Origin of the sequence: Bdellovibrio sp. 22V, from assembly GCF_030169785.1 — a bacterium.
Classification (GTDB): domain Bacteria; phylum Bdellovibrionota; class Bdellovibrionia; order Bdellovibrionales; family Bdellovibrionaceae; genus Bdellovibrio.
In genome coordinates this window covers 25,982-42,133 of sequence record NZ_CP125854.1, presented here as the reverse complement: position 1 = coordinate 42,133, position 16,152 = coordinate 25,982, and the positions used below count along the sequence as shown (strand labels likewise).

The window sequence follows — 16,152 nt, the reverse complement described above, 5'->3', positions numbered from 1 at the left end:
GCACGCAATGCAGTAAAAAGAATTCATTGATCCTTACTAGGGAGCAATATACCCCTGCGATCGTGTAACACTTCCAAGGAGAGTGACATGTTTCGTCCCGGTTTATTCTTAATCTCCCTACTTCTCGGCTTCTCGGCACAGGCGGCCGTTTGGTCTGACGTCAACGCGTGGTCCCCTGCTTACGAAAATCGTTTTGCGGAATGGGTTCGCACAGAGTGGCGCACGGATTTCTTTTCGCGCAAGACTTTGCCGAACGGACAAAACAATCCTTATTATGGTTTGCGCGTCGACTGCGCTGATACCGTTTATTCTATGCGTATTGTTTTCGCCTATGAAAATCGTTTGCCGTTTGTCGCACAAGATCCGACGTCTTCAGGCAAAACTCTTTCAAATAAAATGAGCCGTTGGGACAGCAAAAGCGAGATCGAACGCGTTCGCAATTTCTTGGTATTCATTTATCAAACAATGAGCACGCGTTCACTTCCGAACGATACATATCCTATCGCCATCAGCCGCGACACAGTTCGCAGCGGCGCTTTGATTCTGACGACAAAAAAGAATCACCACTCTTGGACAATTAAAGAAATTCTTTCTATCGGTGTACCGCACTTGGTTTACAACTCTGTTGTCGGCGCCACTTCAGGTTTTGGTTTGCAAGAACGTCAGTCTTGGCCAAATCCAGAATGGGTGTTTGAAGGCGATTTCTCTCCTGCAGGCCACGCGGGTCTGCGCGGTTGGAGACCGGCAAGTCATATCAACAAACCCGTTTGGGAAGTTCCGGGATATAGCGAGGAGCAATATCGCGTTCCATTGAACAAATGGAATCGCTACGTGCAAGGCCGTTTGGCTCTTCGTCAAGAGACCGACAACCAAATGATCAGTCGTCTGCTTAAGATGAGCTGCGTGGGCTTTACGGAGCGCATTCCTTCGGTGAATGAGGGTCTTGCCTACATTAAGAAAAATTCCCGCTGCATGGACTATGCGACTTACGACACGTACTCCACCCCTAACAGAGACCGTCGCGTTTATGACGACTTGATGTCTTTGCGTCGTGCTTATCGCGAGATTCTGCACATCAACGGTGGCAATCAGTTGAGTGCTGAGATTGTTGCTCAATTGAACAAGATCTTCCCTGCGATCCAACAGTCTGCAGCCAATGAAGCTCGCATGATGACAGCTCAAGGCGTTTCTTCTGCGTCCGTTTGCGTGACTGAATATCTGCCTGGCCGTCGCATAGACTTGGCTGAATTCAAACGCCGCATGTTTGCGGGACTTATTTCCAACAATCCACATGAGACTGCGGAATATCGCTGGGGCGAGGCGCGTGGGCCTTCGCAGCGTGCAAGATCATGTCAATCATGGGACGCTTGGAGTCCGGATCTTAAAGATTAAGAGTATAAGGAACTATGAAATCGATTTCTTTTAAAACGTGGATTACTTGGGCCCTTGTCCTTTTCGGGTTGGGCCTTCTTGCGGACTATTACTTCTTGCATATTTTGTTTCACCAAAAGCAAGCAGCGATCAACGGCGCGGTTGCACAGGACGTACAAACTCCGGAAGAGGATCAAGAGTCCAGCGAAGCCGACGATTCTTTCTTGGGAGAAAAAGGACAAGCTCCGGAAGCGTCTGCAACAAACAAAGACAATTTCTTAGAGTCCTTGCAAAAATGCGCGCCTGAAGTGGCAGCACAGGCCATTGCGACTCCCGAAGCTCTTATTGAATATCTGCAAAAAAGTGTCGGCGTTAAAACAGAAGAAATTTCTTTAGAGAATTATCATCTGACTTTGGCGGACGGTTCAAAACGCCGTGTGCATGTGATCACTTCCGATAACAGCAACAGCCCCAACACGAAAGAAATCCGCTTTTTCAAATTAGATGAAGAGGGTTATCCCGAGCGTTTACCTCTTAAAGGCAATGAAACTGTGGAGTCTCTGCTCGCGCAGGGAACAGTCACAAAGCACGAAGCTAAGTCCCAATTGCTTCTTAAAGACGGATCTACGGTCAGTTTGGAAATGCACGACAAGAAAGTTTTCGAGTTCCAATTCAACAACCACGGAAAACTTCTTTCTTGCCGATTCAAAGACTGCCATTGCCCTCAGCCCTAGGTCCAGGGAACTATTAAGTTACGGTCACACTGTTTCAATCCACAGAGCCTCTGTTAAGATTTCTATAAAGGAGTGTTAACAGATGGCAAAAGACGGGTCATTTCTGCACTGCCGGAATTTGTGGGTTTACTACGTTCTCTTCTTTTCCGGTTCTGTGGTTCTCGTTTATCAGTCTTACAATTGGGATTTTGTCGGAGATTCTGTCAATTTCCTCTGCCTGCTTTTTTTAGTGAACGGCTTTCTCGCTAAAAAACCTCTGCATATCCTGGAAAATTCTTTCTTAATGACCTTGGGGTATATCCTTCCGCTTCTTATTCGCAACTCCTTGAAGCTCTCTTACACGGAAGCCCCTTCGATGTTGCACTTTTTAAAATTAGGAGCGATCTCGACAGGAACGACTTTCGCTTTGGGCTGTGCCTTTACGTGTATCGGATTTCTAATTGCACAAATGAGTCTGCGCGCGATGCAAATGAGTCGCAGCAAAATCACGACAAACGTTTATCACGAAGATTAATCTCCGGTGGTGCTCTTTAATTGCGCTTCTTCAAAACGCGACTGCTCGGCCATCACGAGTTGGGATATTTCTCTTTTTAAATCATTGAACTCCGGAGACGCCGGGTTGCGCGGACGCGGAATATTGACGGTGATATCTTTCTTCACAGTTCCCGGGCGATAACTCATCACGATGATTCGGTCGGCCAGATAAATGGATTCCTCAATGGAGTGCGTGACAAAGACAATTGTTTTCTTCACTTGGCTCCAGAGCTTTAAAAGCTCATCCTGCAGGCTTCTTCGAGTCAATGCATCCAAAGCTCCGAAGGGTTCATCCATTAGCATAATCTGTGAATCTAAAGCGAGAACCCGTGCGATAGCAACCCGTTGCCGCATTCCGCCCGAAAGATCTTTAGGATAACGATCGCGAAAATCCGAAAGCTTCAGCATCTGCAATAACTCGTTGAGTTTCTTTTCTATCTTTTCCGGTGCGTCTTTGCGAAGCTTCAAGCCAAAAGTGATATTGTCTTCCACTGTCATCCACGGAAACAACGCGTATTCCTGGAAAACCATACCGCGATCAGGCCCCGGAGCTTCAATCACTTTTCCTTCGACCCGAACGGTTCCTTGCGTGGGTAATGAAAATCCCGCGATCGCATTAAGCAATGTCGACTTCCCACAACCCGACGGTCCTAGCAAACACAAAAACTGACCCTGTGGGATTGTAAAGTCGATATCTTTCAGAGCCACCACGTCCTGCCCCTGGCCCTTAAAAACTTTATGGACGTGATCAATTTCAATCTGGGATTGCGTATTCATTCCAGACCTCGATGCCAGCGCAAAAGATAATTGTTAAGACGGCTCACACCTGTATCAATCGCTAAACCTAAAAGACCGATGGAAAACATACCCGCAATAATTTTGTCGGACCAAAAATATTCCCGGGCTTCTAAGATACGATAGCCAAGACCGTTATTAACGGCGATCATCTCCGCCACAATCATACAGATGAAACCCGTTCCTATACCGATGCGCACGCCGCTGAGAATGTAAGGCATCGCTGCCGGAAGAATAATCTTAATAAACATCTGCGTGCGCGACGCCCCCAAATTGCGAGCGGCCCGCACGTAAATATTGTCGACGGCTCGCACTCCGACGATTGTGTTCATCAGCACCGGAAAAAAAGCGCCCAGAGCGATCAGAAAAACAGCGGGAGGATCGCCCAAGCCAAACCACAAAATTGCCAGCGGAATAAAAGCAATAGGCGGGATTGGACGAAGAACTTGAATCAACGGATTCATGTAGTCGTAAATATGAGTGCTGCCGCCCATCAACAGACCGAGCGGCAAAGCCAGTCCCGCACCAATTAAAAATCCAACGGCCACACGATAGAAACTTGAAATCAAATCGCGAATGAGTTCGCCGGAAAACATCCAGCCGGCATAGGAACTCACTTGCGGATCATACGCTTCCGTCGGAAGGAGATAATGATACCACCTGATCACGACGGCGGAGGGAGAAGGCAGAATCTGCGGATTCACAAAGCCAAAACGGACGACCGCCTCCCACACAATGATGATAAGAGCCGGTACCCAAATTCCTTTTAATGTCGAAGCCCAATTCATCTTCAACTGAACTCTCCTAAGGAACTCCTAAAGATTTTTTCGCTTCCGCCAAAAGATCCAATTTCACCCAGTCTGTTGCTTTAGGCGGATTTCTCATTCTGCCGACGCCATACTTCACCATAAAATCCGTGGTGATTTGCATGTGCTCCACCGTCAAATCATAAGTGTAATCGGCGTTATCCATTGCATCTTTGAAGTCTTGCGGAGTGATTTGGCCCTTGAACATTTTTTCAATGACGTATTTCTGCGCAAGATCCGGTTTTTCGATAAATGTTTTTGTCGCCTCGACGAAACATTTCATAAAGCGCTCGGCCACCGGTTTCTTCTTGTTGTACATATTTTCCGTCATTACGAGAGTTCGGATAGGTTCCCCCATAGGGGTGTCGTAGGGTTTAACGAGTTCCACACCGTAGCCTTTGTTGATCGCCTGGGAAGACTGCGGCTCGCTCTGTGACATGGCATCGATATTTTTAGATTGTAAGGCTTGATTCAAATCGGCAAAAGCCATGAAGACAATCCGCACATCTTTGCCAGGCTGATCTGACCAAGTAAGATTGTGTTTCGCAAGTTCAGCGTAAAGAAGAAGTTCTTGGGCACCTCCCCGCGCGACTCCCACTTTCTTGCCTTTCAATTCTTTGACGGATTTTATTTTTAAGTCGGTTCGAACCACAATGCGGGCTCCGCCCTTAGCAAAACCGGCGACGGCATAGATGGGCGCGCCCCCGGCTCGGCCCGCGATGGCAGCGTCGGCGGCACTGGCAGCAACGTCGATTTCACCTGCGATAATTGCTGGAACGATGTCGAGACCTTTGGCAAAGACGCGCTCTGTGACTTTCAAATTATATTTACTGCAGAATTCGGATAAATAACTGATGGCTCCGTAATGCGCGAACTTTAAGTTCCCGACCCTGACGACGTCAGGTCCTTGCGCCTTGGCGTCTAGATTTAGAATCGACAATATTAAGAGAAAGAAAAAACTCAGAAGAAGCTTGGAATGGCGTTGACGAGCATGTTGCATAAAACGGCCCTCCTCTCGTGTCACCTTCATGGAACTCCTGAATACCTCGCCTCGCAATAAGTCTTATAACAAGCTCCGGCAAGTGGTTTTCGGCAAACAGTGAGAGATAACAAAAAAAGAGAAGATGAAATTATTGAAACATGACTCTGAGTCGCGAAGTAGAAAACAATTTTCGACACAAAGGAGTCGAAAACCATGAGAAAAAAACAAACGCGCAAAGCCAGTGGAAAAAAGAAAACCGTCACAAAGAAACGTGCTACATCGGGTAAGAAAGGCACGGCTCTTAACAAACTAACGGCAAAATCTCGCACAGCTTCTAAGAAAAAAGTGGCTGCGAAAGGACCTGCGAAACCACACAGAGTTCAACCGCAAAGAAAAGGTGCTGAATCCATCTCTGAAGCGCAACAACATGGCAATAGTCTTACGGTGCAACCAAAAATGAAAGTGACAAACCGCAATTCTCTTCGTGCGGCGGCTCCGAAAATCAAACCCAGAACAAAAGTATCTTCCCCACAAAATCCGCTGAATCCTCAGGGAAGACACTAGACAATACAAAAATGCCAGGAAGGCATTTTTGCGCGCAAGCCCCGACGGGGCGAGGGCAGAAGCCCGAAACAAAAAATGGGCTCTTTTAGAGCCCATTCTTCGTTATGACTGATTGAGTTTAGTCTCGGTCGTTTAAATCCAAAGACTCTTAACGCCTCTTTCAATCGCTACTTCTTTTGCAAGTTCATAACCGGCATCCAGATGTCTGAACACACCCATTGCTGGATCTGCCGTCAAAACTCTTTCCAAGCGGCGCGCGGCTTTCTCTGTACCGTCTGCGACGATGACTTGGCCGGCGTGCTGAGAGTAACCCATGCCTACGCCACCGCCATGGTGCAAGCTGACCCACGTTGCGCCACACGCTGTGTTTACAAGAGCATTGAGAAGAGCCCAGTCGCTGACTGCGTCTGAACCGTCTTTCATCGCCTCCGTTTCACGATTTGGTGATGCGACCGAGCCGCAATCCAAATGGTCGCGCCCGATCACGATCGGCGCTTTGACTTTGCCTTCAGCAACAAGCTTGTTGAACATCAAGCCGGCTTTCGCCCGCTCGCCGTATTCAAGCCAGCAGATACGCGCTGGCAAGCCTTGGAAAGCAATGCGCTCTTCCGCCATATCCAGCCAGCGAAGAAGGTCTTTCTTGTGCGGGAAAAGCTCTCTCATCGCATTGTCAGTCACTTTGATATCGTTTGGATCACCAGACAAAGCCACCCAGCGGAAAGGACCGCTGCCTTTGCAGAACAACGGACGGATGAAAGCCGGTACGAAACCAGGATAATCGAAGGCATTCGTAACACCTGCTTCGTAAGCGCGGGCACGCAAGTTATTACCGTAATCAAAAGTCACAGCGCCGCGATCTTTCATCGCCAGCATACCGCGCACATGTTTCGCCATCGCTGCATAGGCCGCATCTAGATAAGCTTTTTGATCTTTCTCGCGGAAAGTTTTCGCAGTCTCGACTGTATAACCTTCAGGGATATAACCAACCAAAGGATCATGCGCGGATGTTTGATCCGTCAAAAGATCAGGAATGAAATTCTTTTCCAACAACTGGTGAATGACTGTCGCCATATTGCCAAGCAACGCGACGGACTTCGCTTCGCCTGCTGCCGTGTATTTGCGAATGCGTGCAATGGCATCATCAATATCCGTCGCCACTTCATCCACGTATTTTGTTTCAAGGCGTTTTTCGATACGAGTCGGATCGACCTCAACAGCCAGCACGCACGCTCCGGCGAAAACTCCGGCAAGAGGTTGTGCTCCGCCCATTCCACCAAGACCCGCTGTCAAAATCACGCGGCCTTTAAGGTTGCCGCCAAAATGTTGGCGACCGGCTTCAACGAAGGACTCATAAGTTCCTTGGATAATGCCTTGAGTTCCGATGTAAATCCAAGAACCCGCTGTCATCTGACCGTACATCATCAGGCCTTTTTTATCGAGTTCGTTGAAAACTTCCCACGTCGCCCACTTCGGAACAAGGTTCGAGTTGGCAAGCAAAACGCGAGGAGCATCTTCGTGAGTTTTAAGGATGCCAATCGGTTTTCCCGATTGCACAAGAAGAGTTTCGTCGTTTTCAAGATTCTTTAGAGCTTCAAGAATTTTATCAAAGCTTTCCCAGTTGCGAGCCGCTTTACCGATACCGCCGTAAACGACAAGATCTTCTGGGCGCTCCGCCACCATAGGGTCCAAGTTGTTTTGAATCATTCTGTAGGCGGCTTCTTGCAACCAGCCCTTACAAACCATTTTGTTTCCTGTTGGAGCTTTTACCACGCGAGACATTTTACTCTCCTACCACTCAAGTTCGCCCACAGTGTTTTGGACGACGTTAATAAGTTCATTGGAATTCATCATTGCTTTGATCGCTTCCACATCTTTCGAGAAGATGCGATCTTCTTTTGCGAAAGGCACTGTTTTACGAATGTGCTCAAAAGCGGCCTTCACCGCAGCGTTTGGTTTTAGCGGAGCCAGCAAGTCCATCGCTTGACATGCTGAGAGCATTTCCATCGCCACGACGTTTTCCGCATTTCTTAAAATCTGCGCAAACTTTCTTGCCGCGATCGTGCCCATGGAAACATGGTCTTCTTTTTCCGCGGATGTCGGAATGGAATCCACGCTCGCAGGATGCGCCAAAACTTTGTTCTCGCTCACCAAAGAAGCCGCCGCGACTTGCACGATCATATGACCTGAGTTCAAACCGCCATTCGGAGTTAAGAACGCCGGCAATTCACTCATCTGTGTTGAAATCATTTTGGAAATACGGCATTCGCTGATGCTGGCTTGTGAAGAAATCGCGATGCCCGCGAAATCCATCGCGTGGGCTACCGGCATCCCGTGGAAGTTCCCGCAGGAAAGAACCTTGTTCGCTTCGGCAAAAACCAAAGGATTGTCCGTTGAAGAGTTCGCTTCCGTTTCCAAAACTTTGACTACGTAACGAAGAGCATCTTTCGCCGCTCCATGAACTGCTGGCATACAGCGAAGCGAATACGCATCTTGAACACGGGGATCGTTCACAGCGTGGCTTTCCGCGATCTCACTTGTCGCGCCCATAAGTTTCATTAAGTTGCGCGCTGTTTTCGCCTCTCCCGGATGAGGACGAGTCGCCGAGATTAAAGGATCAAAAGCTTTGCGCGTCCCACGCAAACCTTCTAGAGACATCGCTCCAGCCAAGTCTGCCATCCACAAAAGACGTCGAGCTTCCCATACTGAAAGGAGACCGATGGATGTCATCACCTGACAACCATTGATCATGGAAAGACCCTCTTTCGCTTTCAAATCCAATGCTTGGATATTTTTTTCTTGAAGAAGTTTTTGCACAGGAACGGCTTTACCGTCTGCTCCCCAAGCTTCGCCCTCACCAATGATTGCCAATGCCAAGTGCGAAAGCGGAGCTAGGTCACCGCTGGCTCCCACGGAACCTTGCGACGGTACCACAGGAATAATATCGTTATTGAGGAATTCCAAAATTTTCTCAACCACCAACGGACGAATGCCGCTATGACCTTTCGCCAAAGCATTCGCACGCAAAACCATCATCGCGCGCGTTTCAGTTTTTGTGAATGGTGCGCCCACACCCATCGAGTGAGAGCGGATGAGGTTTCTTTGCAACTGTTCGATTTGTTCGTCAGAAATACGCACGGAAGAAAAAGCACCAAAGCCGGTATTTACACCGTACATCACTTCACCGCTGGAAATGCGGCCTTCAATGTAATCGCGAGATTGTTGCATCTTCGCTTTTCCAGAAGCAGAAAGCACCGCTTTTATTTTCGGATTATGAGCAATTTCGTAAAGACTTTCGAGCGTGATATTTTCACCAGTAATTTGCATATTTGCGGATTCTCCTGAAAGTCCCGCATCCTAGCGCATTCACTCTATTTTAGGCAAAAGGTGCCTGCTTCTTTTTTCTGGCAATACCGTGTCACAAGGCCCGCAGAGAGCGATTTTGCGGAAAACTGACGCAGCATAGCCAGAAAAAAGAAGCAGGCACCTTTTCAAAAAAAAAGGGAGTTGCTGGAACTCCCTTTTTTTTAGTTTTTTGTCTTGCTCGGAATTAGAGTTCTAAAGGAAGAGATACGGAAAGGACGTAGGATTTATTTGTCATATCTGTTCCAAGATCGACTCCACCGCGCTCTGTGAACTTTTCGTCCAAATATTCTAAGTTCAGAGAAATAAATGGAAGACCCGTGAAGCCCACGCCTACTTTGTAGCTTGTGCCTTTAAGCTTTCCAGTGTCGTCTAAGTCAACTTCATTGAGAAATCCGTAACCAACCCAACCTCTCAAAAGAATTGGAAGATCGATACCTACAACGCCATAGACGGAAGTTCTTTTTGCATCCTCATCACTTCCTGAATCTGGTTTGAATTTAGCGCTCACGCCCAACGTCCCATCAAGAGCAGCCCAGAACATCACAGGGGATGCATAACCTAAACGCAAACCCAGTTGAGTACCTTCGATTTTTCCGTCCTGATCTTTGGTCGTTCCCATTTCGTAGCCAAGGTAAGGCTCTACCAACAAATCAGCATGTGACACAGTCGAAAAGCCAAGTACTACAGCAAATACCGCTAAAAGCTTTTTCATGAAGTTTCTCCTTTTGTAACCCATATAAATTAGGGATTCGTTTAAAATTTTGAAAGGACTCTCGGGATCGGTCAACGAATCCTCTCTCGACACAGACCTCGCGCTGGACCTTCGGCCTCTGGAGGGCTTATGTTACGAAACTACAAAGACGACAGAGAATTCTACGAATCTCTTCCCAAAAAACGTATTGGGGCCGGCGCGCTGCTCTTCTACAAGCAGGACCTTCTTATTTTGCAGCCGACCTACGCCACAGGATGGATTTTACCGGGTGGGACCGTGCAAGGCGAAGAATCTCCTTTAGAGGCGCTTCATCGCGAGATCTTCGAAGAACTTGGCATTACCATCGAGCCGACCCATCTGATCTCTATCGACTATATTTCCAATCAAGACGTCAAAGGAGAATACATCCAGTTTCTTTTTGGCGCCAAGGAGCTCTCTGAAAAACAAGCGCAAGCTATAAGTCTAGACCCTTACGAATTGCGCGATTACAAATTTGTCGACCTTGAAGCGGCGTTTGTCATGCTCACTCCCCTCGTTGCCAAAAGAGTCGCAAGCACTTTGATGGCACAAGCCCGGAGTGAGGGCGCCGTATATTTGGAAAACGGACGCTTGCTCGAAACAATGACGATGCAGACGCCCGCGAAACAGGTTGAGCGCAATCCCGATCCATAAGAAAACTCAATGAGAGGATTTACGTATGCAAAAAAAAGAAATCGCTATTGCCTTCCTAAAATCCGCTGCTGCCGGTGACGTTCGCAACGCTTATGAAAAATACGTGGCTGCCAATTTCATTCATCACAATCAATACTTTAAAGGCGACCGCGAAGCCTTGATGCATGCGATGGAGGATGCGCACAAAGCGACACCCAACAAAACTTTGACCGTCAAAAAAGTGCTGGAGGACGGCAATCACGTCATGACTTTTTCAGAAATTATTCGCAGCAACCATAACTCTGCCACGATCGCGGTGATTCATATTTTCCGTATCGAGAACGATAAAATCGTGGAATTGTGGGACGTGGGACAGGAAGTTTTGAAAGATTCTCCCAATAAAAACGGAATTTTCTAGAAAGTGAAATCCCCGATGACTTTTCTCGCGGGCCAGGGCATAGTCTCGCACCGCGAGGAGAGATTATGTCAGAGCAGCGCTTTATCGACATCGAAACCAAAATCGCTCATCAAGAGTATATGATCGAAGAACTAAACCAAGTTCTTTACGAACAACAGAAAACCATCGACAAACTCGAAGGCCTTCTGACAACTTTAACAAAAAGACTTGAAGGTCTCGGCGACGGCGACAACGTTCGCGGACCTGGCGAAAAACCGCCCCATTACTAAACATCCAAACTGTCTTCCTTCTTGCGCGGAGGCGTCGGTTCTTCCGCAGGTCGCTGTTCCGGTGAAAGATTGTTTTTGGCGGGGCCATTCAAAACTTCACCGTTTTTGTTGAAACGAGAGCCATGCACGGGACAATCCCACGTTTCTTCAGCTTCATTCCAGCGCACAACGCCCCCCATGTGAGGACAGGTCGCTGACAAACGCTGAAAGCCGCCATCTTCATTGCGAAGCACGGCCGTTTTCGTAAGACCTTCGGAAATCACGCAGCCTTCGCCGGGCAACAACTCTTCCAAATCTTTATTGTCACCACTGGATATCCAGTCGCGATACTGAACACTGTTTTGAAAGTTTTCGGAAATGAATCGCGTGATACCACGCCAGTTGAAACGGCGGGGATCATAAAGATCGGCCCATGGATGCTCTCCCGCCACAATAAGATCCGAGATAATCATAGAAGCGATAGCTCCATGAGTGGTCCCATTGCCAGAGTCCCCCGTGGCGATGTAAACGTTGTCATGGTCGCCTGGATTTCGACCAATATAAGCGAGCCCGTCCATGGGCTCTACGATCTGCCCCGACCAGGAGCTGACAACCTCCCCCTCAATCCTAAGGCGCCGAGCGGCCCAGTCGCGCAGTCTTGAAAAACTGTTTTCAGGATCACTGATTTGGCCCACCCGATGATCCTCACCGCCGACAAGGACGACGTCGTAGTCTTTCAGAGGATCTGAAGCAAAACGCACATAGTGATACGGATCTGTCGTATCCCAAAAAAGTGCGGGCAAGCGACGTTCACGCGGAACTTTAAGACCGATCACGTACGTTCGATAAGCAGCTTCCTTTATGTGAACGGTCATCCAATCGTTGATAGGCACATTCGTTGCGACAACAATATCTTGGCAGGAAACGCGATGCCCCTCGGAGGTTTCGACGTAAGCGGAAAGTCCGCCTTGAAATTTATCGCCTTTAGTTTCCGGAAAAATCAAACCGCCTCTTTTGCGAATATTCTCGCACAATCCCAACATAAATTTCGCCGGATCCATTTGAGCTTGTCGAGGAAAACGCAAGCACTGTCCCGCTTCAAAGAATTCCTCTTCGGGTTCAGCAACTATAGAAACGTCAAAACAACCGGCGTCTAAAGCCGCCGCCTTTTCCCGCTCCAAATAACGCTTGTCATGTTCTTCGGCTAAAAAGAGGTAACCGTTAAGACGTTTAAATCCGCACTCAATGCCTTCGGTGGCGACAATGTTTTCGATCAGATCGACAGCGGCGGCATGACTGCTGTAAGCCAGACGCGCGCCTTCGCGGCCGTGAGTTTTTCGCAGTTTAAAGAAGCGGTCATCAAGCGCGCTTACAAGATGAGCTGTGGAATGAGCTGTCTCATTAAAGCCAAGCGGATCTTTATCGATGACGACGACTCGACGGCCCTTTTGCAGCAGGCGATACGCAGTCATTAAACCTGCGATACCTGCCCCGACCACACAGACATCCGTAGAAACCGATGTTGCGAGTGGAGGAAAAGTAGGAAAAACGGTCGTCTCTTGCCACAAGGAATGCGTGTGTTGCTGAGCATGTGCCATAATCTACCCTCTGAGCACATCCTTTATTTCCAAGGAAGCAGACTCAAGGGAGAAAACGTTTTTCTGAGTATATACAAGATAATTTACTTAAGACTAGCAATCGCGGTTTTATAATCACGACCGAAAACATAACTGCCGGCAACGAATACATCTGCCTCATGGCAAAGCTTCGCCGTCTCGGCATTAATACCGCCATCGACTTCAATCAGACAATTCAATTTTTGATCGCGAATTTCTTGGCGCAAGATCGAAATCTTTTCAATTTGATCGTGCATAAAACTTTGCCCGCCAAATCCCGGCTCCACAGTCATTACTAAAACCAAATCGCACAATGGAAGCAATGGCAGCACTTCGTTCAAAGAAGTGCGAGGTCGCAATGTGATGCCGGCTTTTGCGCCCAGCTCCCGAATGCGTTTTAGAACACCCGCTGAATCTTTTGTCGCTTCAACATGAATCGTAAGATAGTCACTGCCCGCTTTGATGAATTCTTCAACATAGCGTTCAGGCTCTTCGATCATTAGATGCACATCCAAAGGCAACGGCGAAACTTTTTTCAGAGCTTTCACCACTGGAATTCCGATTGTGATATTCGGCACAAAATGTCCGTCCATCACATCGACGTGAATCCAATCCGCTCCCGCTGCCGCTACGGCCTTGATCTCTTTTTCAAGATTCGCAAAATCCGCCGACAAAATAGAGGGAGCGACAAGCTTAGACACCGATTTTATCTCCGACTTTAAGAGGATGTCCTTTCAAGAAGTCTTCCACTTTCATACGATTGCGGGACTCTGGCTGGACTTCGTAAATTCGCAAAATACCTTCGCCCGTCGCGACGGAAAATGAATCATCATGCACGGACGTGATCGTTCCAGGCTCGGCCGTTACGATACCGGCAACGGGTGTGCCTTTATGCAGTTTCAGTTTTTTGCCTTGAAGCAAAGTGTACGTGCCAGGACCGTAGACGAATCCGCGGATCTTGCCATCAATGGATTTCGCCGAGGCGGACCAGTCGATCAAGGATTCCATCTTTTCAATTTTTTTAGCGATGGTGACTTCCGCTTCGTTTTGCGGGACCGGCGCCAAATTTCCACGCACGTAATCCATCAATTCGACACGCAATAAGTCAGCACCTAAAAGCGCCAATTGATCATGCAGTTCTAACGCGTTCATCTCGGGAGTGATCTTCACACGGCGAATACCGATGATGTCACCAGCATCCAGCTTCTTCACCATCTTCTGCAAAGTCACACCGGATTCAACATCTCCTGCTTCAATCGCGCGCTGAATGGGAGCCGCCCCCCGCCAACGCGGCAGAATCGAGCCGTGCACATTCACGCAGCCGAAACGAAACGAATCCAAAAAGCTTTGCGTAAGGATCTGTCCAAAGGCAACGACCACGCCGACTTCAGCACCCCAGCTCGCAATTTCATCAAGAATAAGCTGATTGGCTTTTAAAGACTCCGGAGCGAGAACTTTCAGTCCATGCGCCTGCGCAAGAGTTTTCACAGGACTTGGAGTCAATTGCAGCTTGCGCCCCGCGGGACGATCAGGTTGAGTCACAACTCCGACAACCTCAAAGTGCTCGTCTTCAAGAAGAGCTTTCAAAGAGGTCACGGCAAATTCAGGAGTACCTAGAAAACAGACGCGGACCTTGCTCACACTTCCAACTTTTCTCTATCTGATGAGTCTCCAGCTTCCTCCGCCTTTTCTTTCACAGGGTAGCCGTACTTTTTGATCTGATTTTTGATTTTGTTGCCTTTAACGAAACTCAAGTGATCGATGAACAATGTGCCTTCGAGATGATCCAATTCGTGCTGCATGCAAATCGCAAGAAGACCGTCGGTCTTCACGATAAACTCTTTGCCGTTCACATCGTAGGCTTTCATTTCGATATAGTTATAGCGCTCGACAGTTTCGTAATAGCCAGGGATCGACAAGCAACCTTCATCAAAAGTTGTTTTGCCTTCGCCTTTAACGATTTGTGGATTGATCAGAACCAGAGGTTGCGGAACTGCTTTTTCTAGTTCCGTCATTTCTTCGTACTTGTAGCGTCGACCTTTGTCGTCTTTAGGACGCGTGTCGATCACGACCATGCGTTTTAACTCACCTACTTGCGGAGCTGCCAAGCCGATGCCATTCGCGTCATACATTGTCTCGATCATGTCATCGGCGAGCTTCTTCAGCTCGGGACCAAAGGTTTCTACCGGTTGCGAAACTTCGCGCAACTTCGGGTCAGGGAATGTGAGGATTTTCATGATCATAGGAACCTCCGGGAGGCCTCCATTATATCAACGTTTCAGCCTTTTGAGAAGGACCAAGGCCAAGATCGACATCACAATATTGGGGGCCCATGCTGCGATATATGGCGGAACGGTTCCATGCTGCCCTAAAGTGATTCCCGAGGAATAAAATACATAATAGGCAAAGACCAAGCCCAGACAGATCCCGATATTCAGCATCGTTCCGCCGGAACGGGCCCTGCCGACACTAAAAGGGATGCCTAAAAGACACATCACCAACCCGGCAAAAGCAAAGCTGATTTTAGCGTGATAGTCGACCTCGTAAGCCACCGTATCCAAGCCGGCATTTTTGTTCTTTTCGATAAAGTGCTTGAGTTCTTTTTGTGACATCATATCGGCCGTCTGCCCTGCGCTTTGCAGGTCTTTGGAGTCCTCGGCCATCACGATATTCTTTTTCTTAAATTGACTTGTTAAAGGAAAGCTTGAGTCCTTCGAAAAGACCGTCACGGCCCCATGCTCCAGAAGCCATTGCGCCCCTTTGATCTCCACATCACGCGCGGTGATCATTTGCACGAGATCCCAGGCTTCATTAAAGAAATACATCGTCAGTCCCTGAGCACGATCTCCTTTGGCATTCAACGTCTGAATATTAAAAATAGAATTTTTCGAGCGATACCAAATCTTGTCCGTCTTGATCGTGGAAAAACGATGCGGCTCTTTTTTGATGTCGTAATAGAAAATATAATTCTTTTCTTTCATTGTTTTCGGCAGCACCCGGTCGGTCGCCCAATACCCCACCGCCGAAACCATTACGACCCACGATAAAACCGGCAAAGAAATGCGCAGGAGGCTCATCCCGCTGGCAAATAACGCAACGAGTTCATTAGCTTTGTTCAAGCTAGAAAGGGTCAGAATCGTGCCCATTAAACAGGCGACCGGAAGAAGTTTCTGAATAATCTCTGGAAAAGAATACAGATAGTAGTTTAGGAGAGCTGTCGTCGTAACGCCCTTATAGTTCACCATCGTGGACATGGCATCCACAGCGGTAAAGATCGTCAAAAAGACCAAAAGCCCGCCGATGAAATAACCCCAAAATAACCATGATGTATATCGATCGATTCTGTTCACGCTTTAAG

Annotated in this window: 18 protein-coding genes; 7 read left to right on the top strand and 11 right to left on the bottom strand. The window is 48.1% G+C overall.

The window, feature by feature from the left end:
• Window positions 1–87 precede the first annotated feature (87 nt).
• The 3 genes from QJS83_RS00235 (at window position 88) to QJS83_RS00225 (ending at window position 2,619) form a co-directional block, all read left to right on the top strand.
• Window positions 88–1,392: a hypothetical protein gene (locus QJS83_RS00235; RefSeq protein ID WP_284606795.1), complete on the top strand. Its 1,305-nt coding sequence runs from the start codon at window positions 88–90 to the stop codon at window positions 1,390–1,392.
• A gap of 14 nt (window positions 1,393–1,406) precedes the next feature.
• Window positions 1,407–2,105, top strand: coding sequence for a hypothetical protein (locus tag QJS83_RS00230; protein ID WP_284606794.1), 699 nt, complete (start codon window positions 1,407–1,409; stop codon window positions 2,103–2,105).
• Between the two features lie 82 nt (window positions 2,106–2,187).
• Complete coding sequence (locus QJS83_RS00225) at window positions 2,188–2,619, top strand: hypothetical protein (protein WP_284606793.1); 432 nt, start codon at window positions 2,188–2,190, stop codon at window positions 2,617–2,619.
• On the opposite strand, the gene QJS83_RS00220 is transcribed toward QJS83_RS00225, so the two are convergent.
• Genes QJS83_RS00220 through QJS83_RS00210 form a run of 3 tightly spaced genes read right to left on the bottom strand, consistent with a single transcriptional unit; the run spans window position 2,616 to window position 5,240 of the window.
• On the bottom strand, window positions 2,616–3,416 hold the full coding sequence (locus QJS83_RS00220; protein WP_284606792.1) for an ABC transporter ATP-binding protein: 801 nt from the start codon (window positions 3,414–3,416) through the stop codon (window positions 2,616–2,618). The genes QJS83_RS00225 and QJS83_RS00220 overlap by 4 nt on opposite strands.
• Window positions 3,413–4,222: an ABC transporter permease gene (locus QJS83_RS00215; RefSeq protein ID WP_284608802.1), complete on the bottom strand. Its 810-nt coding sequence runs from the start codon at window positions 4,220–4,222 to the stop codon at window positions 3,413–3,415. Before QJS83_RS00215 ends, QJS83_RS00220 begins: the two co-directional genes overlap by 4 nt.
• A gap of 16 nt (window positions 4,223–4,238) precedes the next feature.
• A complete protein-coding gene (locus QJS83_RS00210; RefSeq protein ID WP_284606791.1) occupies window positions 4,239–5,240 on the bottom strand; it encodes an ABC transporter substrate-binding protein in 1,002 nt (333 codons plus the stop codon).
• 195 nt (window positions 5,241–5,435) lie between these two features.
• On the opposite strand from QJS83_RS00210, the gene QJS83_RS00205 reads away from it, so the two are divergent.
• On the top strand, window positions 5,436–5,786 hold the full coding sequence (locus tag QJS83_RS00205; protein WP_284606790.1) for a hypothetical protein: 351 nt from the start codon (window positions 5,436–5,438) through the stop codon (window positions 5,784–5,786).
• Between the two features lie 132 nt (window positions 5,787–5,918).
• Here the strand turns inward: QJS83_RS00205 and hutU are convergent, their stop codons facing one another.
• From hutU to QJS83_RS00190, 3 genes are all read right to left on the bottom strand, one after another.
• Window positions 5,919–7,565 (bottom strand): urocanate hydratase, encoded by a 1,647-nt coding sequence (gene hutU, locus QJS83_RS00200; RefSeq protein ID WP_284606789.1) that lies wholly within the window; start codon window positions 7,563–7,565, stop codon window positions 5,919–5,921.
• A gap of 9 nt (window positions 7,566–7,574) precedes the next feature.
• Window positions 7,575–9,110, bottom strand: a complete 1,536-nt coding sequence (gene hutH, locus QJS83_RS00195; RefSeq protein WP_284606788.1) for a histidine ammonia-lyase — start codon at window positions 9,108–9,110, stop codon at window positions 7,575–7,577.
• 223 nt (window positions 9,111–9,333) lie between these two features.
• Complete coding sequence (locus QJS83_RS00190; protein ID WP_284606787.1) at window positions 9,334–9,861, bottom strand: outer membrane beta-barrel protein; 528 nt, start codon at window positions 9,859–9,861, stop codon at window positions 9,334–9,336.
• A 129-nt stretch (window positions 9,862–9,990) separates the two neighbouring features.
• On the opposite strand from QJS83_RS00190, the gene QJS83_RS00185 reads away from it, so the two are divergent.
• The 3 genes from QJS83_RS00185 (at window position 9,991) to QJS83_RS00175 (ending at window position 11,199) form a co-directional block, all read left to right on the top strand.
• Complete coding sequence (locus QJS83_RS00185; protein WP_284606786.1) at window positions 9,991–10,533, top strand: NUDIX domain-containing protein; 543 nt, start codon at window positions 9,991–9,993, stop codon at window positions 10,531–10,533.
• Between the two features lie 25 nt (window positions 10,534–10,558).
• Window positions 10,559–10,930 (top strand): nuclear transport factor 2 family protein, encoded by a 372-nt coding sequence (locus QJS83_RS00180; protein WP_284606785.1) that lies wholly within the window; start codon window positions 10,559–10,561, stop codon window positions 10,928–10,930.
• Window positions 10,931–10,995: 65 nt separating this feature from the next.
• Window positions 10,996–11,199 carry a SlyX family protein gene (locus QJS83_RS00175; RefSeq protein WP_284606784.1) on the top strand — a complete coding sequence of 68 codons (204 nt, stop codon included), beginning with the start codon at window positions 10,996–10,998 and terminating at the stop codon, window positions 11,197–11,199.
• On the opposite strand, the gene QJS83_RS00170 is transcribed toward QJS83_RS00175, so the two are convergent.
• The 5 genes from QJS83_RS00170 to lptG all read right to left on the bottom strand — a co-directional run bounded on the left by QJS83_RS00170 (window position 11,196) and on the right by lptG (window position 16,144).
• Window positions 11,196–12,776, bottom strand: coding sequence for an FAD-dependent oxidoreductase (locus QJS83_RS00170; RefSeq protein WP_284606783.1), 1,581 nt, complete (start codon window positions 12,774–12,776; stop codon window positions 11,196–11,198). The two genes, QJS83_RS00175 and QJS83_RS00170, sit on opposite strands and share 4 nt — an antisense overlap.
• A gap of 83 nt (window positions 12,777–12,859) precedes the next feature.
• Window positions 12,860–13,495: a ribulose-phosphate 3-epimerase gene (gene rpe / locus QJS83_RS00165; protein ID WP_284606782.1), complete on the bottom strand. Its 636-nt coding sequence runs from the start codon at window positions 13,493–13,495 to the stop codon at window positions 12,860–12,862.
• Window positions 13,488–14,435, bottom strand: coding sequence for a methionyl-tRNA formyltransferase (fmt, locus tag QJS83_RS00160; RefSeq protein WP_284606781.1), 948 nt, complete (start codon window positions 14,433–14,435; stop codon window positions 13,488–13,490). Before fmt ends, rpe begins: the two co-directional genes overlap by 8 nt.
• Complete coding sequence (gene def, locus QJS83_RS00155) at window positions 14,432–15,037, bottom strand: peptide deformylase (protein ID WP_284606780.1); 606 nt, start codon at window positions 15,035–15,037, stop codon at window positions 14,432–14,434. Before def ends, fmt begins: the two co-directional genes overlap by 4 nt.
• A 27-nt stretch (window positions 15,038–15,064) precedes the next feature.
• On the bottom strand, window positions 15,065–16,144 hold the full coding sequence (gene lptG, locus QJS83_RS00150; RefSeq protein ID WP_284606779.1) for an LPS export ABC transporter permease LptG: 1,080 nt from the start codon (window positions 16,142–16,144) through the stop codon (window positions 15,065–15,067).
• Window positions 16,145–16,152: the final 8 nt, after the last annotated feature.

Coding starts and splice junctions, on each gene's coding strand:
- QJS83_RS00235 (WP_284606795.1), top strand. CDS start 88: ATGTTTCGTCCCGGTTTATTCTTAATCTCCCTACTTCTCGGCTTCTCG.
- QJS83_RS00230 (WP_284606794.1), top strand. CDS start 1,407: ATGAAATCGATTTCTTTTAAAACGTGGATTACTTGGGCCCTTGTCCTT.
- QJS83_RS00225 (WP_284606793.1), top strand. CDS start 2,188: ATGGCAAAAGACGGGTCATTTCTGCACTGCCGGAATTTGTGGGTTTAC.
- QJS83_RS00220 (WP_284606792.1), bottom strand. CDS start 3,416: ATGAATACGCAATCCCAGATTGAAATTGATCACGTCCATAAAGTTTTT.
- QJS83_RS00215 (WP_284608802.1), bottom strand. CDS start 4,222: ATGAATTGGGCTTCGACATTAAAAGGAATTTGGGTACCGGCTCTTATC.
- QJS83_RS00210 (WP_284606791.1), bottom strand. CDS start 5,240: ATGCAACATGCTCGTCAACGCCATTCCAAGCTTCTTCTGAGTTTTTTC.
- QJS83_RS00205 (WP_284606790.1), top strand. CDS start 5,436: ATGAGAAAAAAACAAACGCGCAAAGCCAGTGGAAAAAAGAAAACCGTC.
- hutU (WP_284606789.1), bottom strand. CDS start 7,565: ATGTCTCGCGTGGTAAAAGCTCCAACAGGAAACAAAATGGTTTGTAAG.
- hutH (WP_284606788.1), bottom strand. CDS start 9,110: ATGCAAATTACTGGTGAAAATATCACGCTCGAAAGTCTTTACGAAATT.
- QJS83_RS00190 (WP_284606787.1), bottom strand. CDS start 9,861: ATGAAAAAGCTTTTAGCGGTATTTGCTGTAGTACTTGGCTTTTCGACT.
- QJS83_RS00185 (WP_284606786.1), top strand. CDS start 9,991: ATGTTACGAAACTACAAAGACGACAGAGAATTCTACGAATCTCTTCCC.
- QJS83_RS00180 (WP_284606785.1), top strand. CDS start 10,559: ATGCAAAAAAAAGAAATCGCTATTGCCTTCCTAAAATCCGCTGCTGCC.
- QJS83_RS00175 (WP_284606784.1), top strand. CDS start 10,996: ATGTCAGAGCAGCGCTTTATCGACATCGAAACCAAAATCGCTCATCAA.
- QJS83_RS00170 (WP_284606783.1), bottom strand. CDS start 12,776: ATGGCACATGCTCAGCAACACACGCATTCCTTGTGGCAAGAGACGACC.
- def (WP_284606780.1), bottom strand. CDS start 15,037: ATGATCATGAAAATCCTCACATTCCCTGACCCGAAGTTGCGCGAAGTT.